The following is a 25,691-nucleotide window of genomic DNA, read 5'->3' as shown; positions in this document are numbered from 1 at the left end:
CCCGTTTGTACGGGGGGATTTTTTATGAGCGTCGGATCAATTTCTTTTCTAAATAAGCAACGCCTTGGTACATAATCGTAGCGAAAATGGCAATTAATAATAAGCTGAGAAGAACAAGAGTAAAGTTGAAGACTTGGAAACCATAAATAATCATATATCCAAGCCCTTTTGAAGAAACTAAAAATTCTCCTACGATGACGCCTACCCAAGATAAGCCGACATTTACTTTAAATGTGGAAATAATGGCAGGCATGGAAGCTGGAAGAATAGCTTCTTTAAAACAACGGGTTTTCGTTGCCCCGAAGCTTTTTAGTAATTTAATATAGTTTGGGTCAACTTCTTTAAAGGCTGTGTAAACGACGATGGATGTAATGATAACGGATATAATTGCTCCCATCGTTAAAATTGAGAAAAATCCTGGCCCGATTGCTACAATTAAAATAGGGCCCAGCGCTACTTTAGGCATGGCGTTTAAAATAACGAGGTAAGGATCTAATATATGTGCAAGCCTAGTTGAATACCAAAGGGCCGTTGCAAGTAAAATACCTAGTAATGTGCCTAGAATGAAGCCGAGAACCGTTTCAAATAATGTAAAACCAATATGTTCTGCCAGCGAGCCGTCGGCAAGTTTAATTAGAAATAAATTCCATACTTTAGTAGGGGAACTGAAAATTAAAGGGTCAATCCACTTTAAACGAGAAGCCAGTTCCCAGAAGCTAAAAAAGGCTAAGAACATGATCAGCTGCACGCTCAGTACTAATCGTTTTTCGCCTCGAACCTTGCGAAGGTAGCTTTCGTGAAGAGTATCTAGGGAGCTAGTGGGTTTCAAGTTGATCAAGCTCCTTCCATATGTTCATAAATAAATCGTTATAGACAGGATGCTGTCGTGCTTCAAACGGAGAAAGGGTTCGTAAAATAGAAGGAACCGTGAATGTTTTTGCAATTTTTCCCGGCTTGGCTGAGAATAAAAAGATTCGGCTGCTCATAGCAATGGCTTCGCCGATATCGTGCGTGACCAAAACAGCCGTTTTTTGATAAGTCATCAGCGTTTTGGAAACAAGTTCTTCAAGCTTGAGTTTTGTTTGAAAATCAAGTGCTGAAAAAGGTTCATCCAAGAGTAAAATAGCGGGGTCAATGGCAAGTGTTCGGACTAAAGCGACGCGTTGTCTCATGCCTCCGGATAACTGGTGTGGATATAGGTCATCTACGCCTTGTAGACCAATTTCTTTTAGGAGTAACAGTGCTTTACTCTCTGTTTTATCTGTTAGCTGTCCGCGAATTTCAAGCCCAAGTAAAATATTTTCTTTAATAGTTTTCCACGGAAACAAATAATCTTGTTGAAGCATATAACCGATGTTTGGGACTGATGTTCCGATATTTTCACCGTCTATTGTGACAGAGCCGGACGTTGGTTCAATCAAGCCTGCAATAATCGATAGAAGCGTCGTTTTTCCACATCCGCTTGGGCCGAGAAAGGAAACAAATTCTCCTTCTTCAATAGACAAATTAATATGTTCAAGTGCAGTGGTAGCAGACTTTGTCGTAAGATACATATGCTGAACATCTTGAATGTGAAGTTTTGTCATATTACTCACTCATTGCATCTTTTGCGAATTTTGTGTTGACTAGCTTGTTGTGGTCGATGTGTCTTGGAAGTTCTCCAGATTCATCCATGATTTTTTGTAAATGATCCCACTCTTTTTGATCTAATAAAGGGTTAGTTGCAAAAGATTTTTGGGATTTATAGCGGTCAATCACGGTTTTTAGCGTGTCTTTAGGTGTATCTTCAAAATACGGTGCAACCACTTCAGCAATTTCATCTGAGCTATGTGTATTCACCCATTTTTGTGCTTTGTAAATAGCTCGAGTAAATTTAGCTGCCGCTTCAGGGTTATTTTTTAAATAGCTTTCTTTGGCCATAAATGTTGTATAAGGAACTGTTCCTGATTCTTTTCCGAAGGAAGCAACGATATGTCCTTTTCCTTGTTGCTCTAAAATACTAGCCGTTGGCTCAAATAATTGAACGTAATCTCCAGTACCAGAAGCAAAAGCATTCGCAACGTTAGCAAAATCAATGTTTTGAACGAGTTTTACATCTTTTTTAGGGTCAATATTATGCTGTTTCAACACATATTCCCCTACCATTTGCGGCATACCGCCTTTACGTTGACCAAGAAACGTTTTGCCTTTAAGCTGACCCCATGAGAAGTGATCGACTTTTTTACGCGCTACTAGAAATGTTCCGTCGGTTTGGGTTAGTTGTGCAAAGTTGATGACGGGATCACTAGACCCCTGTGCATATACGTAGATTGAAGTTTCCGAGCCGACTAAGGCGACGTCGATGCCGTCAGATAAAAGTGACGTCATTGTCTTATCTCCGCCCCACGTTGTTTTTAAATCTACTTTTAGTCCTTCTTCTTCAAAAAAGCCTTTTGAAATAGCAACGTACTGGGGAGCATAAAAGATAGAGCGAGTTACTTCGCCGACACGAACCGTTTGTACAGATGTTGTTTTGCTGCAGCTAATTAGTGGAATGAGTAAAATCATAATAGCAAGCAAAGAAAAAAGCCATTTGATTGGTTTCATAAAGCAAACCTCCTTAAAAGAATAAAATATTTTATGATAATGTATGTAAAGAAGTGGAAGAAGGTGAGTGCCTATATAACTATGTGTAAAATCAAAGAAGTATTAGCCAACAATTGAAAGTACACCTTAGCGGGAGAAAGCAGGCTAGTTATATAAAGAATGGAGGAAAAAAATGAAAGATGGAACAATTCTTCATAAACAGCGTTTCCCATCATCAAACCCTCGTGTGGCGCTGTGGGTGATTACATATGCATGTCAAGGGCTTAAGATTAAAGGAATGCTCGCAGAGCCAAAAGAAAAAGGAATGTATGACGGCTTTTTATACTTAAGAGGAGGTATTAAGAACGTAGGAACGGTTCGTCCTGCTCGACTTATTCAATTTGCTTCTCAAGGTTTTATTGTGATGGCTCCGTTCTATAGGGGAAATCAAGGAGGCGAAGGAAACGAAGATTTTGCAGGAGATGATCGTTACGATGCTTTTGCTGCTTACGATTTACTGAAACAGCTCCCTAGCGTCTACCATGACCGCATTCATATTTTTGGGTTTTCAAGAGGGGGAGTGATGGCTTTACTCACAGCCATTGAAAAAAACGACAGCCGCTCTCTTGTGTTATGGGGAGGCGTCACGGATATGGTGCTGACATATGAAGAAAGAGAAGATTTAAGAAGAATGATGAAGCGGGTGATTGGAGGAACTCCTTCTAAATATCCTGAAAGATACGAATGGAGGACACCTTTGCACCGTGCTCATCTCGTCGAGCCGCCGGTCTTGCTTATTCATGGTTTAGAAGATAAAAACGTATCGATTGATCATTCCTATCAGCTCGAATCTAAACTAAAGAAGTCCAATAAAAAAGTTACCAGCTGGTATTTCGAAAACTTTCCACATGCTTTTCCACCAAAAGAAAACCGAGAAACGGTGAAGAAGTTAACGAAGTGGATGAAAGCGCAATAAAAGATATGCTACGATAGAGAAAACAAGTAGAATAACAGTGAGGAGTGAGAAAAAATGGGGATGCCGCTAGAATTAAATACAATGATTGTGACAAAAGGCAACGAAAAGCGTGTAACGGATAACATTTTTCAAATTGAGAAAAAAGGATATCGCTTGTATCCGTTAGATATTCCATTAAACATTCACAAAACGAAAACTGGAGAATGTATTGGAACTGCTATTGTGCGTAAGGTAGAAATGGAACAGGAAAAAACCATTGTCACATATGAACTGACAAAATTACATTCGACTAATTAAAAAACCGATCGTCTCTAAGACGATCGGTTTTTTATTAGACCCTAGGTCCGCCTAATGTTGAAATGTCAGATGCTACATCATTAAAACGCTTGAAATTAGCTTTGAATTTAGCAGCAAGCTCAGTTGCTTTTTGATTATAAGCTGTTGCATCGTTCCATGCTTTAGAAGGCTGAAGCACTTCATCAGGAACTCCCGGAACATGAGTTGGAATCGATAAACCAAAAATAGCGTCTGTTACTGTTTCGGTATTAGCTAGTTCTCCTTCAAGGGCTGCTTGAACCATAGCTCGAGTGTAACTTAACTTCATTCGTTCTCCCACGCCGTATTCACCGCCGGTCCATCCAGTATTTACAAGGTAGACATTTACATTATGTTCATCGATTTTCTTTCCTAGCATTTCTGCATAAGTTGTTGGAGCAAGAGGTAAGAAAGGCTCACCAAAGCATGTAGAGAAAGTAGCCTGTGGCGATGTTACGCCGCGCTCTGTTCCAGCTAACTTACTAGTGTATCCGCTCAGAAAATGGTACATCGCTTGTTCTTTTGTAAGCTTGCTGATTGGAGGCAAGACGCCGAAAGCATCGGCAGTTAAAAAGACAATAGCTGTAGGGTGCCCAGCAACGCTTGGTAATACTGTATTATCAATAGAGTCAATTGAATAAGCGGCACGAGTATTCTCTGTTAAACTATTATCATTGTAATCTGCTACTTTCGTATTTTGATTTAACACTACATTTTCCAGTACGGCGCCGAAGCGAATTGCATTGAAAATTTGGGGTTCTTTTTCTTCGGAAAGCTGAATGCACTTCGCGTAGCATCCTCCTTCAATATTAAATACACCAGAGCTTGACCAACCGTGCTCGTCATCTCCGATTAAACGACGGTTTGCATCAGCAGAAAGCGTTGTTTTACCCGTTCCAGATAAACCAAAGAATAATGCAACGTCACCTTCTTCTCCTACGTTAGCAGAACAGTGCATGGATAGAATATTGTTTTGAGGAAGCAAGAAGTTCATCACTGAGAAAATAGATTTTTTCATTTCACCAGCGTATTCAGTTCCTCCAATTAGCACAATACGTCGCTCTAACGAAAGAATAATGAAGGTTTCAGAGTTCGTCCCGTCTGTTTCAGGATCAGCTTTGAACGTTGGAGCTGCTACAATTGTAAACGGCTTCACATCATCATTTGTTTTTTGTTCGGCTGAAGGGCGAATGAATAACTGCTGAGCGAATAGGTTGTGCCATGCAAATTCATTAACTACTTGAATTGGTAACTGATACTTTTTATCAGCTCCAGCATATCCATTAAAAACAAAAAGTTCATCCTGCTTCTTTAAGTGAGTTAAGACTTTTTTGTATAGCGCATCGAATCGCTGAGCAGAAATTGGCTGATTGACAGGTCCCCATTCAACCGTTTTTGAAGACACAGCATCGCTTACAATAAATTTATCTAAAGGAGAGCGACCTGTATATTTTCCGGTTTCGACTGACACAGCACCTGTAGAAGTCAGCGTTCCTTCGCGTCGAGCTAGAATTTTTTCAACAAGTTGTGGAACAGATAATTGGTGTTTTGTTGTTTTTAATTGAAGCAAACCATTTAATTCGATAGACATATCAACAGTACTCATGTGCACTACCTTCCTTTTTTAGCTATTATTTATTCATTAATGTTTGAAATTTATAATTAGTATAACACATTTATTTAATTATTCTATACTATTTAACTAAAAATGTTTGTGTATTATAAAAAAATGTACGTTATACCTATTTTAGACACATGTATATGTGCTAGGAGCGAAAAAAGTGAAGCTGTTTTAAGTGAAAGCCTCATTTTGATCTGTCTTATTAACCAAACTTAGTGATAATTCTTAATAAGATGTACTATTTCGTAATTTGAGTATGTTACATTAAAACAGATTCAAACATAAAGAGATGATTTCCATTTGAATGTTGTTGACAGTGAAGCGCTTTTTCATGTATTATATGTCCTTGAACGGATACTCTCTTATCCCGAGCTGGTGGAGGGACAGGCCCTATGAAACCCAGCAACCATCGTCATTTTTTTGTGTAGACGATAAGGTGCTAACCTGATGCAAGGGCACAACCTTGATCGATAAGAGTGAAAGGCTTATGTAGAATTTGATACCTTTCCTCGATACAAGGAAAGGTTTTTTTATATTTTTTAACGTGTAATGAAAATAAGGGAATGAGTACCGTATCACAATGTATCGTATTTATAAGGAGGAAAACTGATGTCAACACAACGTCGTCTGTTCACGTCAGAATCTGTTACAGAGGGACATCCCGATAAAATTTGTGACCAAATTTCTGACTCAATTCTTGATGCTATCCTAGCAAAGGATCCAAATGCTCGTGTTGCTTGTGAAACAAGCGTAACAACTGGTTTAGTTTTAGTAAGTGGTGAAATTACAACTTCTACTTACGTGGATATTCCTAAAACAGTTCGTGAAACAATTAAAGGAATTGGCTATACTCGTGCAAAATACGGTTTTGATGCTGAAACTTGTGCAGTATTAACATCTATCGACGAGCAGTCAGCTGATATCGCTGCTGGTGTAGACCAAGCGTTAGAAGCACGTGAAGGTCAAATGTCAGATGAAGAAATCGAAGCAATCGGAGCTGGAGACCAAGGGTTAATGTTTGGTTATGCATGTAACGAAACAAAAGAATTAATGCCTCTTCCAATTTCATTAGCTCATAAACTTGCTCGCCGTCTAACAGAAGTACGTAAAGAAGAAATTCTTCCTTACCTTCGCCCGGATGGTAAAACACAAGTAACAGTTGAATATGATGAAAACAACAAACCTGTTCGCATCGATACAATTGTTATTTCAACTCAGCATCACCCAGAAGTAACGTTAGAGCAAATTCAACGTAACTTAAAAGAATATGTTATTAATCCAGTTGTTCCAAACGAGTTAATTGATGAAAATACAAAGTATTTCATTAACCCAACAGGACGTTTCGTAATCGGCGGTCCTCAAGGAGATGCTGGTTTAACTGGTCGTAAAATTATCGTTGATACTTACGGCGGATATGCTCGTCACGGCGGCGGTGCATTCTCTGGTAAGGACGCAACAAAAGTAGACCGTTCAGCAGCTTATGCAGCTCGTTATGTTGCGAAAAACATTGTAGCAGCTGATCTTGCTGATAAATGTGAAGTACAACTAGCATATGCAATTGGTGTTGCACAACCAGTATCTATTTCAATTGATACATTCGGTACAGGAAAAGTTTCTGAAGAAGTACTAGTAGACGTAGTACGCAAAAACTTTGACCTACGTCCAGCAGGCATCATTAAAATGCTTGATTTACGTCGCCCAATTTATAAGCAAACAGCAGCTTACGGCCACTTTGGTCGTACGGATGTGGAGCTTCCTTGGGAGTTCACAGACAAAGCGGAAGCATTAAAAACTCAAGCTTTAGCTAAATAATAAAAAAATCTCCGTGAAAACGGAGATTTTTTTTATGCCCATTGAATACCTGCAGCAGATTTTTCTACGACACCTTCATATTCTGAAAGCAAATGCTGAAAAATGGCGTCCCATGATTGAGTAAGAGCGTATTGCCTCGCTGCATGGCCAAAGTGAAGCCGCTGATGCAAATCATCGAGTAAATCTGTAATAGCCGAACTGAATTCTTCTAAGGAGTGAGGTTTGCAAAGGTAGCCGTTTCGCCCGTGCTGAACCATCTGTTTAACTCCTCCTGCATTTGCTGCCACTACAGGAGTTCCAGAAGCAAGAGACTCCAGTACAACATTTCCGAAGGTTTCTGTTTCTGAAGGAAAAACAAACAAATCAGATGATGAATAGATATGAGCAAGTTGCTTACCTTCAAGGAAGCCTGTAAATGTCATATGCTCAGATGCTTGCTGCTGCATTTGTTCTTTTAAAGGGCCGTCTCCTACAATAACCCAGTGAATTTGATGCCGGATATGATCCGGTAGAGATCGTGCGATTTTTATTAAAAAATCAGCGTTCTTTTCTTTAGCTAATCTTCCTACATACGTTAAAATGTAGGGCTTTTTAATATTATATTTAATACGAATATCAAAGCGGTCATAGTGGGGATGAAATAATTTATGATTTACTCCTCGCGACCAAATAGCTACGTTGTGAAACCCTTGTTCTTCTAGCTGCTGTTTGGTCACTTCAGAGGGAGCGAATATTTTTTGTACAGGTTTATAAAACCATTTCATATATTTTTGCAGTGGTATACGCATTTTTTCAAGTTCATAGTGAGATAAATAATCATCAAAATTGGTATGATAAGAGCCGACAAGAGGAACACCTAATCTTTTCCCGTAATAGGAGCCGCAAAGCCCCATTGTAAAAGGAGTGGCCAAATGAATAATAGAAGGATTGAATTCCTGCAGCTGCTTTTTAATTTTTAGAACGTTTGGCAATGAAAAGCGGCTGTTTGGATAAAGAAAAAACGGCATGCTGGGCGAACGGTGAACATACGTTGAAAATGACTGATCATGAGCAAATTCAGGAGCAAATACCTGGATGGGAATTTGCTTTGATTTGACGTACTGAGTAAATTGATAAAGTGTTTTAGCAGCTCCGTTAACTTCTGGAGCAAATGTATCCGTAAATAAAGCAATTCTCATTAGTACTCCTCCTATCAATTAAGTTAAAAATATGTTCAGTGAAACAGCACCTGAAAAGATGCCCAGTATCAGGCCTACCATGACATCCGTCGGATAGTGCAGACCGAGATAAATTCTTGAAATCCCTACCGTTACTGCAAGAGGCAAAAGAACAGCAGCGAAGGCTGGATAAACAATCATAAGAGGGGTAACCAACGAAAAAATAGCTGTTGTATGCCCAGATGGAAATGAATGATCTTTTAATGGATTTTCTAATACTTTTGTATGTTTTAATTGAATATAAGGTCGTTTTCTCGGATATAGTTTTTTAGCAATGGCCACAGGAATATGACTAACGGCTAGAGAAAACGCACAAGCGTAAGCGACGGATGAAGGATGCAGAAATAACAGCAAGCACGCTATCACAATGGTAAACGTGGCTCCGCCGGCGTGAGTGAGTAAACGTAAAAATCTATTTAAGTGCTTTCGATCAAAATGTTGGTTTACGCTTTTGAATAATCGGCATTCGGCATCGTATACATACTGAATTAACTTGGCTTTCATAGAGTCGCTCCCTTTTCAATAAATACGTCTTTATTATTCAGTTTAATCTTTAATTGTGGAGGCAGTACTAAAACGATGTAAATTAATATGGAAATTTCTTTACAATTGTGGAGAGAATAGAACATGATTGGAGAGTTTGTGGAGATACTAAAAAAATTCCCTCAGTATGACTTTCTGAGGGAACGTTTCCTTTATAATGAAGAATCAGATTTCTTAATAGACTTATAATACTGCCCTTTTTCTACATATTCTGTACGAATGCGCTGCATATCTTTTAAATCCTCTTCTGTAAGAGTGCGGATCACTTTAGCAGGTCGGCCGAGTGCGAGAGTATTAGGCGGTATTTTTTTACCGGGAGACACTAAGCTTCCAGCACCTATAAAAGCACCTTCACCAATTTCCGCACCGTCTAAAATAATAGAACCCATGCCAATGAGCGCGCGTTTGCGGATGATGGAGCTATGTAAAATAACTTGATGTCCTACTGTTACATCATCCTCAATAAGCAAAGGAGCATTTGGGCTTTGATGGAGTGTTGATTGATCTTGTATATTTACTCGTTTACCAATAATCGTAGGTGAAACATCTCCCCTAATAACAGTGTTAAACCAAATGCTGCTTTCTTCACCAATGGTGACATCTCCAGTAATCGTGACATAGTCTGCGATGAAGCAGCTGGGTGCAATGGTAGGCATTTTTTCTTTATACGGATAAATCATCAAATCATCTCCCTTTATTAGTTGAAAAAAAGTAGTAAATCTTCTAATGTAAGTGTACAAAGGTTTTTTAAGCAGGTAAACAAAAAAAGGAAGAAGGAGTAACTCAAATGCATAAATGGGAAGCAGTAAATCCAAAAGGCGTTATTGTCATGGTCCATGGAGCAGCGGAGCATCACGGACGCTATCGCTGGCTGATTGAGATGTGGCGTTCGGTTGGAATGCACGTAATTATGGGAGACCTTCCTGGCCAAGGCTTAACAACAAGAAGAAGAGGACATATCCTATCCTTTGATGAATATGTGTATGAAGTGGAAGAATGGGTACGTGAAGCGCAAAAATATGATTTGCCTATTTTCCTGTTAGGTCACAGTATGGGAGGACTAGCGGTTATTCGTACGCTCCAGACAAAAAACCTCCCTATATGGGGTGCGATTCTTTCCTCTCCTTGTTTAGGATTAAAAGAGCAAGTACCGGCTTATTTAGATATGCTATCTAAAGGGTTAAATAAAGTCATGCCGAACAAACTTTTCGATTTAGGTCTCACTGTTGAAAAAGCAACAAGAAACCAAGAAGTTCGAGATGAAGATGAAAATGACTCACTGTATGTTACAAAAGTTTCTGTAAGATGGTACCGGGAATTGATCCAAGCTGTCAACTTAGCTTTTAAAGATATCGATCGTTTGCCTGATGTCCCGCTTCTTGTGATGCAGGCAGGAGAAGATAAAATTATTGAAAAGCTGATTGTTAGGCAGTGGTTTGATGAAATAGAGCTAAGTGAAAAAATCTACAAAGAATGGTCTCAGCTGTATCACGAAATCTTTAATGAGCCTGAAAGAGAATACGTTTTTACATATGCGAAAAGTTTTGTCGATCTTCACATTTAATAAGTGCGGTAAGAAATTGAGGTGAAAATAAATGAAGATTCCGTCTCATCCTATTTCATTAATGAGAAAAATTTATCGAGAAGTGTTTCCTGTCGTTCATCATGAGCTTAATCATTGGCGTGAACGAGCAAAAGAGATTCCTAATAAAGAATTGCGTACTCAAGCATTGGCAAGTATCGATACAAAAACTTTTCATTGTGAAGGAGGCGGTATCCTATCGATTTTAGCGAAAGAAAACATGATTGAATGCGTGAAATTTATTGTTGCCTATCAAACAATCAGCGATTACTTAGATAACTTATGTGACCGCAGCAATTCGCTAGACCCTAAAGATTTTGCCGCCTTGCATGAATCGATGCCAGATGCGTTGACTCCTCATGCACCTCTTGGAGATTACTATCGTTTTCGAGCGGATAAAGACGACGGAGGATACTTAGCCGGACTTGTCCAGACTTGTCAGCAGTCCTTGCGAAAAGCTTGTAATTACCATATAGTCTCTTCACATTTATTAGAACTAGCTAAGTATTATTGTGATTTGCAAATACATAAGCATGTTGAAATCAAGGAAAGAGTTCCACGATTAGAGAATTGGTTCGATGCTCACCGGCACAGTGTTCCTGAAATGGAGTGGTATGAATTTTCAGCGTGCTCTGGTTCAACGTTAGGAATTTTTTGTTTAGTTGCCTATAGCTTTCAAGAAGAGATGACCGAAGAAATGACGCAGAAAATAAAAGCAGGATATTTTCCTTATATTCAAGGCTTACATATTTTACTCGATTATTTAATTGACCAAGAAGAAGATAAAGCAGGAGGAGATTTGAACTTTTGTTTTTATTATCCTCATTATCAGCAAATGATGGATCGCTTTTTGCATTTTGTCGTAAAAGCGGACGAATATGCTAAAAAACTGCCCGATTATCACTTTCACTGCTTTATCTATAAAGGACTCTTGGGCGTTTATTTGTCGGATCAAAAAGTGCGGGCACAAAAACATGTTCATGTGAATGCACGTAGGTTAATAAAAGCGGGGGGAGCCCTCAGCTACTTTTTCTATATCAACGGACGCTTGTACCGAATGTTAAAAAGATAAGCCATATACGGCTTATCTTTTTTCAATAGCAATGATGAAGGGAGGGTTGTTTTGCTGATTCATGAAACGATATTGTAAAACGTGAACGTCTTTTTGATCAAGATTTTGGACATATGTTAGTAAATCGTCTCTTTCTTGTTTCCCTTGTTCGTGTCCATGATAAATAACGAGCACAATCACTCCTTCAGGTGCTAGCAAATCAAGTAACTGCTCAATTGCAGAGATTGTTGTTTCAGAAGTGGTGACAATGTCTTTATCTCCACCTGGTAAATAACCTAAATTAAAGACAGCGCCCGTGACTCGTCCTTTAATAGAACGAGGAAGCATGTTTATATTGCTATGGCTTTCTTGGATAAGCGTGACTCGTTTTTCTACATGATGTTCTGTCAATCGCTGCTGAGTTGCTTGAATGGCTTGGGGCTGAATGTCAAATCCATATACATGACCTGTATCTCCGACTAAGTTGGCTAAGAACAATGTATCATGTCCATTTCCTGCTGTAGCATCAATCGCGACATCTCCTTCGGCCACAGCATTAGTGAGCAACGTGCGGGCAAAAGGCAGGATACGTTCTATTTTCATCTTTCCATCAACTCTTTTTCGTAATATTTTCCTTGATAGCTTTGGCGACGTTCGAGCTCTTGATCAATGGCATTTAATACGCTCCACTTATTTACGCTCCACATCGGTCCGATCATGAGGTCTATCGGTCCATCACCGGTAATACGATGAACAATCATCTCAGAAGGGATTACTTCGAGCTGATCGCATACAAGCTTTACATATTCTTCAAATGAAAGAAATTCAACAAGGCCCTTTTCATACTGTTTGACCATAGGAGTTCCTTTTAGTAAATGAAGCAGATGAATCTTAATTCCTTGAACGTCTAATTTTGCTACTTCCCGTACCGTTTCCATCATCATCTCAGGTGTTTCTAAAGGCAAACCATTAATGATGTGAGAACAAACGCGAATACCGTGTTTTCGAAGCTTTGCTACCCCATCTACATAGCATTGATGATCGTGTGCCCGGTTAATAAGCAGTGAAGTTCGTTCATGAACAGTTTGCAGTCCAAGTTCTACCCATAGATAAGTTCGTTCATTTAATTCAGCCAAGTATTCCACCACATCGTCGGGGAGACAGTCAGGGCGCGTGGCGATAGAAAGCCCAACAACTCCGGGAAGCTTTAAGACGGCTTCATATTTTTCACGAAGCTCCTCGACAGGAGCATGAGTATTAGTAAATGCTTGAAAGTAAGCAACGTATTTTCCGTCTTTCCATTTATGATGCATTTTTTCACGGATTTCGTTAAATTGTGTCACAAGATCATCCGCTCTGTTTCCAGCGAAATCTCCTGAACCGGCAGCGCTGCAAAACGTACAGCCGCCGTGAGCTACCGTGCCGTCTCTGTTTGGACAATCAAATCCTCCATCTAAGGCTACTTTAAATACCTTATGGCCAAAGTGGTTACGTAAGTGGTAATTCCAGGTGTGATAACGTTTGTTTTCAGATTTATACGGAAATGGGTTTGTCTGACTCAAATCAGCAACCTCCTTTTTACATGCAATATACATCAACAAATTGTATCAAAAACGTGAAAAAGTGCCAAACAAATTTAAGGATGCTTATATTTAACAGGTTCTTCTTGTCGTAAAGGGAAGTAAAGTTGCGCAAAATAAGACAGAAATGAACGAATAGGAGGAATAGAGAATGACAACTCGTCAAGCAGTGGATCAACTTATGCAACAGTGTGAAGATGCTATTCGCTTTGGACAAGGTCAGTTGCAGGAAGGCATGAAGCAAGAACATTATAACGACACTGAATATACAAAAGCACAGGAAAAATTAGAAAATGCTTATAAAGAAATTGAAGAGTTTTCTCACAGTGCAAATGCACAGCAAAGAGAGCAGCTATATCGCATGCGCCTGCAAGTTCAGCAGCTGCAAAATAAATTGATTACAACTCAGCATTAAGGAGAGGATTTTATGGCAACTCGTTCAAATCAAAATAACCCGGAACAAAAAACAAAAAACGGGATCAACAGCAATGATATTGAGCTAGGAAAAGATTTTGATCCTGTAAAAGAATTAAAAGCACGGAACAGCAAGCGTGCCCAGCCGGTTCGTTCGAAGCAAAAATAAGCGGTAAAAAGGTGATTTTGCATGATATTGTCATGTGAAATCACCTTTTTAAATAGTCAGCGAATTTCAAATAAATTGTCTATATGTAAAAGCATTGCGAACCCTTTAAGAAAAGACTAGAATGTACGTTGGCATTCGAATAGATAGGGGGGAGATCAATGCCCAAGTCACTTTGGTTTTTGATTATTGGTATGCTTGTAAACGTAACGGGAGCTTCGTTTTTATGGCCTCTCAATACAATTTATATAAATGAACATTTAGGAAAGTCGTTATCCGTTGCAGGAGTGGTTCTTATGCTGAACTCTGCTGCAAGCGTAGTGGGTAATTTACTAGGGGGAACGCTTTTTGACAAAATTGGAGGATATAAATCCATTTTATCAGGAATTATTATTACCCTTGTTGCATTAGTGGGACTGGTGTTTTTCCATGGTTGGCCTACATACGTTGTTCTCTTGGTTATTGTAGGATTTGGATCTGGTATTGTGTTTCCATCTATGTATGCAATGGCAGGCTCAGTCTGGCCACAAGGCGGAAGAAAAGCATTTAATGCGATGTACGTTGCTCAAAATGCAGGAGTGGCTATTGGCGCAGCGGTAGGGGGCGTTGTAGCATCCTATTCATTTACGTATATTTTCTTAGCTAATACAATTTTATACGTTATTTTTCTTCTTATTGCTATTTTTTCATACCGTCATATTTCGGTTACAGTTGGGCAAACGAATGTCCTTAATGAAGCCGGTAGTATTCAGCACAAAACGAAACTGACGGCCCTTCTTATTTTATGTACAGGATACGTATTATGCTGGGTCGCGTATGTTCAGTGGCAAACAACGATTGCTACGCATACGCGTGAGTTGAATATACCTCTTTCTAGCTACAGTTTGCTTTGGACGATTAACGGCATTTTAATTGTAGTCGGTCAGCCTTTGATTGTGCCTATCATTCAAAAAGTAGCAAAGACATTAAAAGTACAGGTTCTAATTGGAACGGTTATTTTTGTGGCTTCTTTCATCATCGTGGTGAATGCCACAACATTTTCGCAGTTCTTAACAGCAATGATTGTGTTAACAGTTGGAGAAATGTTTGTTTGGCCAGCAATTCCAGCTGTCGCAAGTCAGTTAGCTCCATCAGGAAAAGAAGGGTTTTATCAAGGCGTAGTCAACAGTATGGCTACTGCAGGTAAAATGATTGGCCCTCTCTTTGGAGGCATTATTTTCGATGCGTTTAATATGTCTACCCTGTGCTATTTATTAATTGCACTATTGTTATTTAGCATGTGTACAACATGGATATACGATTATAAATTAAAAGAAAAACGTCAGCGTTCACTAACCATCTCTAAATAAATAGAGGTGGTTTTATTTTTGACTGTTCAATAAACGTAGGAATGTCTTCAGTATTCCTTTAATAATATAGTAAGGGTCGTGACAAGCAAAGGAAGGAGTATATACCTGTAAAATGTAAGCGTTTTCTAATTATATGACTTCATGGGGGGCTAAACATGCTTAGTATGATTGGATTAATTGGAGGATTATTGCTGCTCATTGTATTAACGATGAGAGGCATGAATTTATTTATAGCAGGTCCGCTCAGTGCTTTAGTTGTTGCGTTAACAAGCGGAATGCCTTTATTTCCACAGCTGGTGAAAGAAGGAGAAGCAAATTTTGTTGGAAATTACATGTCTGGTTTCACAGGATTTATTGCTTCTTGGTATTTAATGTTTCTATTGGGCGCCGTCTTTGGAAAAGTGATGGAAGACAGCGGGGCTGCTGATAGTGTTTCTCGCTGGATTGTCAGTAAACTAGGAATGAAAAGAGCAGTGTTGGCGATTGTACTTGCCTGTGCGGTCTTAACATATGGAGGAGTCAGTCTGTTTGTAGTAGCATTCTCTGTCTATCCAATGGCTTTAAGCTTATTCAAACAAGCTGATTTGCCGAGGCGGTTTATCCCTGCTGCTTTAGCATTCGGTTCCGTTACGTTTACGATGACCTCGGCTGGATCGCCTGAAATCCAAAACTGGATTCCAATTGAATATTTAAAGACTAGTCCGTATGCAGGATGGGAAGTTAGTTTAGTTGTAGCGGTAGTGATGGCTGTATTCGGCTACTGGTGGTTAAAGCGCTTGATTTCAAAAGCAGTTAAAAATGGAGAGCGTTTTATATCACGCGAGAAAGATCCAGCAGTAACGGAAAATCAGTCTCTTCCTAATCCGTTATTAAGTTTGCTTCCGCTTGTGGTCGTGCTCATTATTTCTTTTGCACTTCATAAGCCGCTTCAGCAATCTGCGTTGATTGTCGCACTTTTAAGCGGTATTATTGTCACATACATTGTGAACCGAAAACACTTTAAAGGATTTTGGAATGCAGCATCAGAAGGGACGCTTGGAGCGTTAATTGCAATTGGGAATACAGCTGCTGTCGTAGGTTTTGGAGGGGTTGCTAAGGCTGTTCCCGCGTTTGGAGTGGCTGTAGATGCCATGACGCATATTCCAGGCAGTCCGTTGATAGGGGGAGCTATTGCGGTGAGTGTTATCGCGGGGATGACAGGTTCGGCTTCAGGAGGTCAGGCGATTGCTTTGCCAATTTTAGCCCCTCACTATCTAGATGCTGGTGTAAATCCAGAAGCTCTCCATCGTGTAGTAGCTATATCTTCTGGCGTATTAGATTCCTTGCCTCATAATGGTTATGTCGTCACCACAATTAATTCTATTTGTGGAGAAACTCATAAAGATGCGTATGGATCAGTTGCAGCGATGACGGTAATTGTTCCGCTTGTTGGTCTCGTACTTGCGATTATCCTGTTTTCTTTTGGATTTGGTATTTAATAATAGCTGTTAAAGAAAGTAGAGGCGGGGACAAAAGTATTTTAGCTGAAGGAAGATCCGAACGATAAATCGTTCGGATCTTTTCATTATTATGGTGAACTCGGCTTTTATGTGTTTAGTTGCTTTAAGCTGTTGATTGGAGCGCAAGATGAAGCCTTGCACGGAAATGAACAGTTTTGTAGCAAGGAGTCCAGATATCCTATTTATTCAGCTTTAGATAGGATTAACTTAATTATGTCTAAATCTCTTTGTTTGGCGTTGTATGTATGTTTTTGGGAGAAGTTGTTCATATATAAGAATGAAAGAGGGGATTTAGCAACAAAGCAGTGAGGCAGTGTAGAAACTTTTACAAAATCCGTTGAACAACTTGCAGTTTGCGAACATATTATTTACAATACAAGGTAGTATGATGTAAAAACTATGATAAGGAATAGTAGTGAACGAAGCGAGCTAAGAGAGCTGACGGGTGGTGCGAGTCAGCAAACGGGCGTTCATGAACTCACCTTGGAGTTGTAAATGTGAAGTAAAGTAACATTTACCGTCTATCCGCGTTAAGGAAAATGAGTGAGTACATAATTGTGCTAATTTGGGTGGTACCGCGGGAAGTTTATTCAACCTCTCGTCCCTTTGTTTGAGGGATGAGGGGTTTTTTAGTTTAATTAAATACAGCTGGAGCGTACAAGGAGGATTATGTATGGCTTTTAATCATGAAAAGATCGAACAAAAATGGCAAAAAGTTTGGGAAGAAAATAAAACATTTAGAACAACAGAAGATGAAGGAAAGCGTAAGTTTTACGCATTAGATATGTTCCCTTATCCATCTGGGGCGGGTTTACACGTTGGGCATCCAGAAGGTTATACAGCAACGGACATTTTATCTCGTATGAAGCGTATGCAAGGATACAATGTACTTCATCCAATGGGATGGGATGCATTCGGACTACCTGCTGAGCAGTATGCATTAGATACAGGAAACGATCCGGCTGAGTTCACTGAACTTAACATTAATAATTTCCGTCGTCAAATCAAATCGTTAGGTTTCTCTTACGATTGGGAGCGTGAAATTAATACAACTGATCCTAACTACTACAAATGGACGCAGTGGATTTTCTTACAGTTATATAAAAAAGGCTTAGCTTATGTGGATGAAGTAGCTGTTAACTGGTGTCCTGCGTTGGGAACAGTACTTGCAAACGAAGAAGTTATAGATGGCAAAAGTGAGCGCGGTGGGCATCCGGTTGAGCGTCGTCCAATGAAGCAGTGGATGCTTAAAATCACAGCTTATGCAGATCGTTTACTAGAAGATTTAGATGATCTTGATTGGCCAGAAAGTATTAAAGAAATGCAGCGAAACTGGATTGGCCGCTCTGAAGGAGCTCACGTTCACTTCACAATTGATGGATATGACGAAACATTTACTGTGTTCACAACGCGTCCTGATACGCTGTTTGGGGCAACGTATGCCGTTTTAGCACCTGAACATCCGTTTGTGGATAAAATTACGACAGCCGAACAAAAAGAAGCGGTAGAAGCGTATTTAGATCAAATTAAAAGCAAAAGCGATTTAGAGCGTACAGACTTAGCTAAAGACAAAACGGGCGTATTCACAGGTGCTTATGCAATTAACCCTGTAAACGGTGAGAGAATGCCAATTTGGATTGCTGACTATGTTCTAATGAGCTATGGTACAGGTGCAATTATGGCTGTTCCTGCTCATGATGAGCGTGATTATGAGTTTGCTGTTAAATTTGAACTGCCGATTAAAGAAGTAGTAGCGGGTGGAGACGTTTCAAAAGAAGCTTATACAGGCGACGGCGAGCACGTTAATTCAGACTTCTTAAATGGTCTAGACAAAGAAGAAGCAATTTCAAATATGATTCAGTGGCTTCAAGCAAATGAAAAAGGTGAAAAACAAGTAACATACCGTCTGCGTGACTGGTTATTCAGCCGTCAGCGCTACTGGGGTGAACCGATTCCTGTTATTCACTGGGAAGATGGCACAACAACGGCAGTTCCTGAAGATCAGCTTCCGCTTGTGTTACCAAAAACGACTGAAATCAAACCGTCAGGCACAGGTGAATCTCCGTTAGCAAACATTGATGACTGGGTGAACGTTGTAGATCCGGAAACAGGCAAAAAAGGGCGCCGAGAAACAAATACAATGCCTCAATGGGCAGGCAGCTGCTGGTATTACTTACGCTACATTGATCCAACAAACAGTGAAGCGTTAGCAGATGCAGATAAATTAAAAGAATGGTTGCCGGTTGATATTTATATCGGTGGAGCTGAACACGCTGTTCTTCACTTATTATATGCTCGTTTCTGGCATAAGTTTTTATATGATATCGGCGTAGTTCCAACAAAAGAGCCGTTCCAAAAACTGTTTAACCAAGGTATGATTCTTGGAGAAAACAACGAAAAAATGAGTAAGTCAAAAGGTAACGTTGTAAACCCAGACGAAATCGTAGAAAGCCACGGTGCAGATACGCTTCGCCTTTACGAAATGTTTATGGGACCTTTAGATGCATCAATCGCTTGGTCAACAAAAGGGCTTGATGGTGCACGCCGTTTCTTAGATCGTGTATGGCGCTTACTTGTTGACGATAACGGTGAATTAAGCAGCAAGGTTCAAGAAAGCAATGACACTACGCTTGAACGCGTGTATCACCAAACGGTGAAAAAAGTAACGGAAGATTACGAAGGCCTCCGTTTTAATACAGGTATCTCTCAGCTTATGGTATTCATCAATGATGCATACAAAGTTGACGTGCTGCCAAAGCAATACGTAGAAGGATTTGTGAAGCTATTAGCACCAATTTGTCCTCATACGACTGAGGAATTATGGAGCAAACTAGGTCACGAAGATACAATTTCATATGAGGCTTGGCCTGCGTTTGACGAAGCGAAACTTGTAGATGATGAAGTGGAAATTGTCGTTCAAATTAACGGTAAAGTACGTGCAAAAGTTAATGTACCTGCTGAGGCATCTCGTGAAGAGCTTCAAGATATTGCAATGGCTAATGAAGATGTTCAAGAGTTCATTGAAGGTAAGACAGTGCGCAAAGTGATTGCTGTGCCTGGTAAATTAGTAAACATCGTAGCTAATTAAGTATTCATGTAGAAAAGAACCCCTGACTAAAGAGCAGTCAGGGGTTCTCTTCTAGACCGAAGCGCCTGATGTCCGCCTTTCGGGTTTGACATCAGACGCTTAGTCAAACCTTTAACTACGATTGGAAAAGCTCAGGCAGGCTGCTGCTTAAGCTTTTCTTATTTAGTGGCATAAAGGTATTTGAGTTTGCTACAATAGCGATAGCAAGCTGAATGAAAGAATAGAGAGGAATGACGAAGATGGAAGAAGTAAAAGTAATTACGCCTGAGGAACTTCAAAAACGCGTTGAAAAGGGAGAAGAACTTCATTTAGTTGATGTGCGTGAAGATGAAGAAGTAGCAGAAGGAATGATTCCAACGGCTAAACACATTCGTATGAATGATATTCCAGCTAATGTGGATCATTTCGATAAAGACAAAGAATATATTTTCATTTGCCGTTCGGGCCGCCGCAGTGAAAACGTATGTTACTACCTTCAAGAACAAGGATATAAAGTAACAAATATGGTTGGCGGTATGTTAGAGTGGGAAGGAAAAACGGTTAATAAATAAAAAAGAGGCTGGGACAAAAGTATCTTAGCTGAAGTGAAAAATGAACCATTGATCAACATGTTTGATTAGTGGTTCATTTTTTTTGTTATGGTGAACATAGGTTTTATTTGTTTCGTTCCTTCTAGCAGTTGATTTCCTTGCAAGACTCCTGCGGAAAGCGAAGTCTTGCAAGGAAATCGACTGCCGTGTTACAAGCGGTTCAGCTCATGTATCCCATTTGTTCGCCTTTAGATTGGATTCATTTCGTTCCTCTTTTTTGAATGAAACTTCTGCCAACCGACTAAAATGATAGCAAGAAAACAAATGATGACTAAATCTATAAAAGCCCTCATAAAAATAGAAGTAGTAAGAGATTGAAAATCCGTACAAAAACCATCATCAAGAGAAACAGTCCATTCTGATTGAAACAAATTTGATAGGACAAGGTGGTAGAAGCTGTGATACAAGTAAAAATGTTTGATAAAGAGCATGAAAAAGATTTAGAATTTGCGGTGAATCGATTTTTACGGAAATTAGAGGATGAAGACGTCGTTGATATTAAATACCAGGTGACAGTGGATGTTGATCGTGATGAGCAGGTGTACTGTTTTTCAGCCATGGTTATGTATAAAGCCTAGCATATTATGCTAGGCTTGTTGCAAATTCTCCTGCATTACTCCCCGCCAAACGGCCTGTTACAAGAGCGGAAGTGATATTGTATCCTCCAGTGTATCCATGGATATCAAGAATTTCCCCGCAGAAGTAAAGGCCTTGCATAAATTTCGAAGACATTTCTTTTGGGTGAATTTCTTTAACAGATACGCCGCCTCCTGTGACGAATGCTTTTTCTAAAGAAAGCGTGCCGTTTACAGCAAATTCAAATCGTTTGCACAGTTTTGCAAATTCTCTCAGTTTCTCATGCTGAAGCTGTCCTGCTAGCGCTTGGCTATCAATGCCTGCCTGCTCGAGTAAAAACAATAGATAGCGTTCAGATACAAAACCTTTTAAGACATTTTTAATTGCTTTTTTCGGCTCTTCTTTTGTTGTTTTGACTAATTGCTGAAAAATATCTTCTTCGTTTTGGCTAGGAAATAAATCAAGAGACATTTGAACAGTGTTGCTTTTTTGTTTCTTTAACTCTTTAACAACATATTGGCTGCAGCGAAGAGCGGCAGGGCCAGAGATGCCAAAGTGAGTGAAAATCATATCCATTTGATGAGTAATGACAGGCTTGCCTTTTTTATTTAGCACGCTTAGTCCTACATTGCGAAGCGATAGACCTTGAAGCGTTTTGGTTTTAACAAAGTGTTCGCTAGATGTAATAGGAACTTCTGTTGGGTAAAGCTCAGTAATTTTATGCCCCGCATCTTTTGCCCATTGATAACCGTCTCCTGTCGAACCTGTATGAGGTACTGATTTTCCACCTACTGCAATCACAACGCTTTTCGTTTGGATTGCTTCCCCGTTTTGAAGCACAACTTCTTTCACGGTGTTGTTCTCATAGTTTACGCGTTTAACGGCTGTGTTTGTGCGAATCGTCACACGAAGACGGTGAAGTTCGCTAATTAATGCGTCAACAACAGATTGCGCTTTATTGCTGACCGGAAACATACGTCCGTGATCTTCTTCTTTTAATTTAATTCCAAGGCCTTCAAAATAAGAGATGATATCTTCGTTATTAAAAACAGAAAACGCACTGTATAAAAAGCGGCCGTTTCCTGGAATGTGTTTAATAAGTTCATCAATGGGAAGACGGTTTGTCACATTACAGCGTCCGCCTCCAGAAATGGCAAGCTTTCGTCCAAGTTTATTGCCTTTATCAATTAATAATACGTTTGCACCTGACTCACCAGCTGCAATCGATGCCATCAAACCAGAAGGTCCTCCTCCGATTACGACTACATCATATATCATACTTTCACCAACCTGTCTATTCTTAAAAAAATTTAGTTTGTTCACTGACAAATCTCTCAACATTGGATAAAATGGGCTATAGTCTTTGTTTTTTAGTTTGTTGACGAGTGCGAGTGAGTATAAGACCTTTCTTAGTGTATACTGTCACTTGCTTCTTTTCAATTCTATCATTATTATCAGTATGTAACATTAAGTATCGGAGGCAAACGTATGTCTGATTCAAAATTGTTAAGAGGGACCTTTGTGCTGACGCTTGGCACCTATGTATCCCGAATCTTGGGAATGATTTATTTATTTCCATTTGCGATCCTTGTTGGAACCGTAGGGGGAGCACTGTTTGGTTACGGATATAACCAATATGCTATTTATTTAAGTATTGCTACAGCCGGTATGCCAATGGCCGTATCGAAATTTGTATCAAAATATAATGCACTCGGTGATTACTATACGAGTAGAAGAATGTACCGGGCCGGCATGAAATTAATGCTTGTCACAGGAATACTTGCATTTTTACTTTTATATTCGTTAGCTCCTGTTATGTCTAGAATTACACTGGGAGGTTCTGATTTAAATAACTCCTTAGAAGATGTAGTAATGGTTATGCGAATGGTTAGTGTTGCGTTAATTGTAGTACCGATGATGAGTTTAATGCGAGGATTTTTCCAAGGTCACCAGTCTATGGGACCAACAGCTGTTTCACAAGTAGTTGAACAGCTTGTGCGGGTTGTCTTTTTATTGGCATCTACCTATATCGTCATCAAAGTTGTCCATGGAAGTCTTGCATTAGCCGTTGGATTTGCTACGATGGGGGCTTTTGTAGGAGCTCTTGCTGGACTGGCTGTATTAATTTGGTACTGGAAAAAACGAAAGCCTTATCTTGATAAAATGGTGAACGAGCAGACGGTAACGCCTACGCGTATTTCTACCGTATCCATTTTTAAAGAGCTGCTTACGTATTCATTGCCATATGTCTTTGTCAGCTTGGCTATTCCGCTTTATCAGTATGTGGACCAATTCACATTTAACCGTGCAATGGTAGCGGCTGGACAAAAAGAAATAGCAGAGTCAATGAACGGAATTGTTCAGTCTTATGTTCCAAAGCTTGTCATGATTCCCGTTTCATTAGCTACGGCGTTCGGTTTGACTCTTGTACCAACGATTACACGTTCCTTTGTGAATAAAGATTATAACGTACTGCAAAAGCAAATTGATCAAACATATCAAACGATTATGTTTCTTGTACTGCCAGCATCTGTAGGATTAATGGCTTTAGCTGGCCCAGCCTATACGTTTTTCTTTGGAACAGATGCATCGGATGCGGGTGGAAATGTCTTACTTTACTATGCACCGGTAGCTTTATTGTTCTCATTTTTTACGGTTAATGGAGCTATTTTACAAGGAATCAACAAACAAAAATATGCTGTTTTAAGTCTATTATTTGGATTGATTGTGAAAATTGTCGTGAACGTTCCATTTATTCTTATGTTCCACGAGATTGGTTCAGTTTTAGCGACAGCACTAGGCTATATCGTATCTCTTGTTTATATGTTTGCGCTTATTCAAAAACACGCAAAATATAACTACAGTGAGTTTATAAAACGATCTGTGCTTATTCTCATTTTTGTTGCGATTATGGGAATCAGCGTAAAAATTGTTGCAGCAGTGATTGGTCTGTTTACAACGCCAGGACGATTCTCTGCCACTGTTATTACGATTATAGGAGCAGCAGTAGGCGGCCTTATTTACTTTATTATTACCTATCGTTCAAGCCTGCTTGAAAAAGTAATGGGAGCGAGGGTAACAGGTGCAATTGAAAGAAAGATACTGCGCCGAAATAAACAGCGCAGTGCCTAAGAAGATGACTCGTTAGAGTCATCTTCTTTTCAAAAAAGAGGAGGATATTACATGCGTTTGGATAAATTGCTTTCTACCATTGGGTACGGAAGCCGAAAAGAAGTTAAAGGTCTTTTAAAGACTGGAGCTGTTAAGGTAGACGGTACAGCAGTTAAAGATGCTAAGGTCCACGTTAATCCAGATGAACAAGAAATAACTGTGCATGGCGAAGCCGTTTCTTACCGAGAATTTGTTTACTTTATGCTTCATAAGCCGCAAGGCGTCATATCAGCAACAGAAGATTCTCTTCATGAAACAGTTTTGGACTTGCTTGAACTTGACGATGCTGTGTATGACCCATTTCCGGTAGGGCGTTTAGATAAAGATACAGAAGGGCTCTTGCTGCTGACGAATGACGGTCAGCTTGCACATCAGCTTCTATCTCCTAAAAAGCACGTTCCTAAAACGTATTTTGCAAAAATTAATGCACCGGTGACTGAAGAAGATGCTGAAGCATTTAGACAAGGTGTCACTCTTGATGATGGATATGTAACAAAATCAGCAGAGTTAAAGATACTAACAAGCGGTGTGGAATCAGAAATTGAATTAACGATCGTTGAAGGGAAATTTCATCAAGTGAAGCGTATGTTTGAAGCAAGAGGAAAAAAAGTAACGTATTTAAAACGTTTATCTATGGGAGCTTTGCTATTAGACGAGTCGTTAGATTTAGGAGAGTATAGGGAGTTAACGGAAGAGGAACTAGCTTTATTGCAAAAATCAAATGCCTAAGAAGAGGCGAAAGAAAAAGGAACCTAAGTCTAAAATGGTTCCTTTTTTTGTCCACTTTGTCAGACAAGTGAAACATTTCACGTTAAAGCACTTAAACGAGTACCAACTCTGCTTGACGTGCAAATGGAGCGGGGGACTATGCACTCGTCCAAGTCTTGACTTTCTACTGCGTAGAATTTTATCTCTATATATAAATCACTTACTACCCTTGAAATAAACTTACTAGGATGACATCTTGACCTTCTTTTGCGTAGTCGTCCATGTACCGCGACTTGGGCTGCGAACTAAATCATTATATGCTAACACATTCAAGTCACGCTGAATGGTTCTTGGTGTAATACCAAATTCGTCTACGAGCTCTTGCGTTGTAACTGTTCCATTTTTACAAATGAACATATAGACCGATTTGATACGAGTTAGCATTCGATTAGTTGAAGGTTTCAAAAAACCACTTCCTTATTCGTTTTTCGTAAGGCACAACTTCTTTATAACTCTGAGATGTCAAGCACTATTTCAGTCCTTATCCTTATTGTACACAAAATCGACAGAAAAATAAAAGAGAAAACGCAAATTAACACAATATTTACAAAAAATGATATAAATATGTAATCCTTTCGTAACATCTCCTTCCTCTATTTGCACATTTTTTATAGTATATGTAAACAATAAACAAATAGAATCCGTTTTTATCGATTGTGCCTACAATTTATTTCCCGGAATTTTGACTCTGTAAACCTTTGATATGAAAGGAAAGAGACAATTATTTCTTTCTATATAAAGGTATGATAAAGTTAAATTTACCAATAGTAATGATAGATACAATCTGTAAAAGCAGGAAAAGGAGACA

The 25,691-nt window shown here is 39.4% G+C and carries 25 protein-coding genes, 1 riboswitch and 1 other annotated feature; of the genes, 14 read left to right on the top strand and 11 right to left on the bottom strand.

Annotation, left to right across the window (positions count from 1 at the left end; translation table 11 throughout):
• Window positions 1–22: 22 nt before the first annotated feature.
• From ACFX40_RS11935 to ACFX40_RS11925, 3 genes are read right to left on the bottom strand one after another with little or no spacing between them, the layout of a single operon-like run.
• The gene (locus ACFX40_RS11935) at window positions 23–829 is read right to left on the bottom strand and encodes an ABC transporter permease (RefSeq protein WP_060747087.1); all 807 of its coding nucleotides are present in this window, start codon (window positions 827–829) and stop codon (window positions 23–25) included.
• A complete protein-coding gene (locus ACFX40_RS11930) occupies window positions 816–1,586 on the bottom strand; it encodes an ABC transporter ATP-binding protein (protein ID WP_074677876.1) in 771 nt (256 codons plus the stop codon). The genes ACFX40_RS11935 and ACFX40_RS11930 overlap by 14 nt, the downstream gene beginning before the upstream one ends.
• A 1-nt stretch (window position 1,587) precedes the next feature.
• Complete coding sequence (locus tag ACFX40_RS11925) at window positions 1,588–2,586, bottom strand: ABC transporter substrate-binding protein (RefSeq protein WP_377238717.1); 999 nt, start codon at window positions 2,584–2,586, stop codon at window positions 1,588–1,590.
• A gap of 172 nt (window positions 2,587–2,758) precedes the next feature.
• Here ACFX40_RS11925 and ACFX40_RS11920 point away from each other — a divergent pair, with 172 nt between their 5' ends.
• Together ACFX40_RS11920 and ACFX40_RS11915 are read left to right on the top strand one after the other, a co-directional pair.
• Entirely contained in the window at window positions 2,759–3,541 is a 783-nt protein-coding gene (locus ACFX40_RS11920; protein WP_252123921.1) for an alpha/beta hydrolase family protein, read from the top strand.
• Between the two features lie 54 nt (window positions 3,542–3,595).
• The gene (locus ACFX40_RS11915; protein WP_028410471.1) at window positions 3,596–3,838 is read left to right on the top strand and encodes a DUF2584 domain-containing protein; all 243 of its coding nucleotides are present in this window, start codon (window positions 3,596–3,598) and stop codon (window positions 3,836–3,838) included.
• A 34-nt stretch (window positions 3,839–3,872) separates the two neighbouring features.
• On the opposite strand, the gene pckA is transcribed toward ACFX40_RS11915, so the two are convergent.
• A complete protein-coding gene (gene pckA, locus ACFX40_RS11910) occupies window positions 3,873–5,462 on the bottom strand; it encodes a phosphoenolpyruvate carboxykinase (ATP) (protein ID WP_028411848.1) in 1,590 nt (529 codons plus the stop codon).
• A 374-nt stretch (window positions 5,463–5,836) separates the two neighbouring features.
• Window positions 5,837–5,954: riboswitch (SAM riboswitch) on the top strand.
• A gap of 132 nt (window positions 5,955–6,086) precedes the next feature.
• Here pckA and metK point away from each other — a divergent pair.
• Window positions 6,087–7,289, top strand: coding sequence for a methionine adenosyltransferase (metK, locus tag ACFX40_RS11905; protein ID WP_013059536.1), 1,203 nt, complete (start codon window positions 6,087–6,089; stop codon window positions 7,287–7,289).
• A 32-nt stretch (window positions 7,290–7,321) separates the two neighbouring features.
• Here the strand turns inward: metK and ACFX40_RS11900 are convergent, their stop codons facing one another.
• From ACFX40_RS11900 to ACFX40_RS11890, 3 genes are all read right to left on the bottom strand, one after another.
• Window positions 7,322–8,467, bottom strand: a complete 1,146-nt coding sequence (locus ACFX40_RS11900; protein WP_377238718.1) for a glycosyltransferase family 4 protein — start codon at window positions 8,465–8,467, stop codon at window positions 7,322–7,324.
• 18 nt (window positions 8,468–8,485) lie between these two features.
• Window positions 8,486–9,010, bottom strand: coding sequence for a phosphatase PAP2 family protein (locus tag ACFX40_RS11895; RefSeq protein ID WP_014457968.1), 525 nt, complete (start codon window positions 9,008–9,010; stop codon window positions 8,486–8,488).
• A 191-nt stretch (window positions 9,011–9,201) separates the two neighbouring features.
• Entirely contained in the window at window positions 9,202–9,729 is a 528-nt protein-coding gene (locus tag ACFX40_RS11890) for a gamma carbonic anhydrase (protein WP_377254983.1), read from the bottom strand.
• A gap of 107 nt (window positions 9,730–9,836) precedes the next feature.
• On the opposite strand from ACFX40_RS11890, the gene ACFX40_RS11885 reads away from it, so the two are divergent.
• Both ACFX40_RS11885 and ACFX40_RS11880 read left to right on the top strand, forming a co-directional pair.
• Window positions 9,837–10,613 (top strand): alpha/beta fold hydrolase, encoded by a 777-nt coding sequence (locus ACFX40_RS11885; protein WP_013059532.1) that lies wholly within the window; start codon window positions 9,837–9,839, stop codon window positions 10,611–10,613.
• 31 nt (window positions 10,614–10,644) lie between these two features.
• Window positions 10,645–11,703, top strand: coding sequence for a tetraprenyl-beta-curcumene synthase family protein (locus ACFX40_RS11880; RefSeq protein WP_377254980.1), 1,059 nt, complete (start codon window positions 10,645–10,647; stop codon window positions 11,701–11,703).
• A 12-nt stretch (window positions 11,704–11,715) separates the two neighbouring features.
• On the opposite strand, the gene mnmM is transcribed toward ACFX40_RS11880, so the two are convergent.
• Together mnmM and mnmL are read right to left on the bottom strand one after the other, a co-directional pair.
• Complete coding sequence (mnmM, locus tag ACFX40_RS11875) at window positions 11,716–12,285, bottom strand: tRNA 5-(aminomethyl)-2-thiouridylate-methyltransferase MnmM (protein ID WP_377254977.1); 570 nt, start codon at window positions 12,283–12,285, stop codon at window positions 11,716–11,718.
• Window positions 12,282–13,244 (bottom strand): tRNA modification radical SAM protein MnmL/YtqA, encoded by a 963-nt coding sequence (mnmL, locus tag ACFX40_RS11870; RefSeq protein WP_377254975.1) that lies wholly within the window; start codon window positions 13,242–13,244, stop codon window positions 12,282–12,284. Before mnmL ends, mnmM begins: the two co-directional genes overlap by 4 nt.
• 169 nt (window positions 13,245–13,413) lie before the next feature.
• Between mnmL and ACFX40_RS11865 the strand changes: the two genes are divergently transcribed.
• The 7 genes from ACFX40_RS11865 to ACFX40_RS11835 all read left to right on the top strand — a co-directional run bounded on the left by ACFX40_RS11865 (window position 13,414) and on the right by ACFX40_RS11835 (window position 20,946).
• Complete coding sequence (locus ACFX40_RS11865; RefSeq protein WP_013059528.1) at window positions 13,414–13,677, top strand: YtzC family protein; 264 nt, start codon at window positions 13,414–13,416, stop codon at window positions 13,675–13,677.
• Between the two features lie 12 nt (window positions 13,678–13,689).
• The gene (locus tag ACFX40_RS11860; RefSeq protein WP_013059527.1) at window positions 13,690–13,845 is read left to right on the top strand and encodes a hypothetical protein; all 156 of its coding nucleotides are present in this window, start codon (window positions 13,690–13,692) and stop codon (window positions 13,843–13,845) included.
• A gap of 158 nt (window positions 13,846–14,003) precedes the next feature.
• Window positions 14,004–15,191, top strand: coding sequence for an MDR family MFS transporter (locus ACFX40_RS11855; RefSeq protein WP_033579590.1), 1,188 nt, complete (start codon window positions 14,004–14,006; stop codon window positions 15,189–15,191).
• A gap of 155 nt (window positions 15,192–15,346) precedes the next feature.
• Window positions 15,347–16,669 carry a GntP family permease gene (locus ACFX40_RS11850; protein WP_028411840.1) on the top strand — a complete coding sequence of 441 codons (1,323 nt, stop codon included), beginning with the start codon at window positions 15,347–15,349 and terminating at the stop codon, window positions 16,667–16,669.
• Between the two features lie 411 nt (window positions 16,670–17,080).
• Window positions 17,081–17,299, top strand: a binding site (T-box leader).
• Window positions 17,300–17,363: 64 nt separating this feature from the next.
• Window positions 17,364–19,778 carry a leucine--tRNA ligase gene (gene leuS, locus ACFX40_RS11845; RefSeq protein ID WP_377254972.1) on the top strand — a complete coding sequence of 805 codons (2,415 nt, stop codon included), beginning with the start codon at window positions 17,364–17,366 and terminating at the stop codon, window positions 19,776–19,778.
• A 239-nt stretch (window positions 19,779–20,017) separates the two neighbouring features.
• Window positions 20,018–20,329, top strand: a complete 312-nt coding sequence (locus ACFX40_RS11840) for a rhodanese-like domain-containing protein (protein WP_060747096.1) — start codon at window positions 20,018–20,020, stop codon at window positions 20,327–20,329.
• A 437-nt stretch (window positions 20,330–20,766) separates the two neighbouring features.
• A complete protein-coding gene (locus tag ACFX40_RS11835; RefSeq protein WP_013059521.1) occupies window positions 20,767–20,946 on the top strand; it encodes a sporulation protein Cse60 in 180 nt (59 codons plus the stop codon).
• Between the two features lie 4 nt (window positions 20,947–20,950).
• Here the strand turns inward: ACFX40_RS11835 and ACFX40_RS11830 are convergent, their stop codons facing one another.
• Window positions 20,951–22,222, bottom strand: coding sequence for a BaiN/RdsA family NAD(P)/FAD-dependent oxidoreductase (locus tag ACFX40_RS11830; protein WP_098249352.1), 1,272 nt, complete (start codon window positions 22,220–22,222; stop codon window positions 20,951–20,953).
• A 210-nt stretch (window positions 22,223–22,432) separates the two neighbouring features.
• Here ACFX40_RS11830 and ACFX40_RS11825 point away from each other — a divergent pair, with 210 nt between their 5' ends.
• Window positions 22,433–24,076, top strand: a complete 1,644-nt coding sequence (locus ACFX40_RS11825; RefSeq protein WP_013085248.1) for a putative polysaccharide biosynthesis protein — start codon at window positions 22,433–22,435, stop codon at window positions 24,074–24,076.
• Window positions 24,077–24,127: 51 nt separating this feature from the next.
• Window positions 24,128–24,844, top strand: a complete 717-nt coding sequence (locus ACFX40_RS11820; RefSeq protein WP_028410484.1) for a pseudouridine synthase — start codon at window positions 24,128–24,130, stop codon at window positions 24,842–24,844.
• 222 nt (window positions 24,845–25,066) lie between these two features.
• Here ACFX40_RS11820 and ACFX40_RS11815 read toward each other — a convergent pair whose 3' ends face one another.
• Window positions 25,067–25,288: a DeoR family transcriptional regulator gene (locus ACFX40_RS11815; RefSeq protein ID WP_013059517.1), complete on the bottom strand. Its 222-nt coding sequence runs from the start codon at window positions 25,286–25,288 to the stop codon at window positions 25,067–25,069.
• Window positions 25,289–25,691: the final 403 nt, after the last annotated feature.

The sequence above is a fragment of the Priestia sp. YIM B13552 genome, from assembly GCF_042787775.1.
GTDB classification, from domain to species: Bacteria; Bacillota; Bacilli; order Bacillales; family Bacillaceae_H; genus Priestia; species Priestia megaterium_E.
This window is presented reverse-complemented; position numbering and strand designations above follow the sequence as displayed.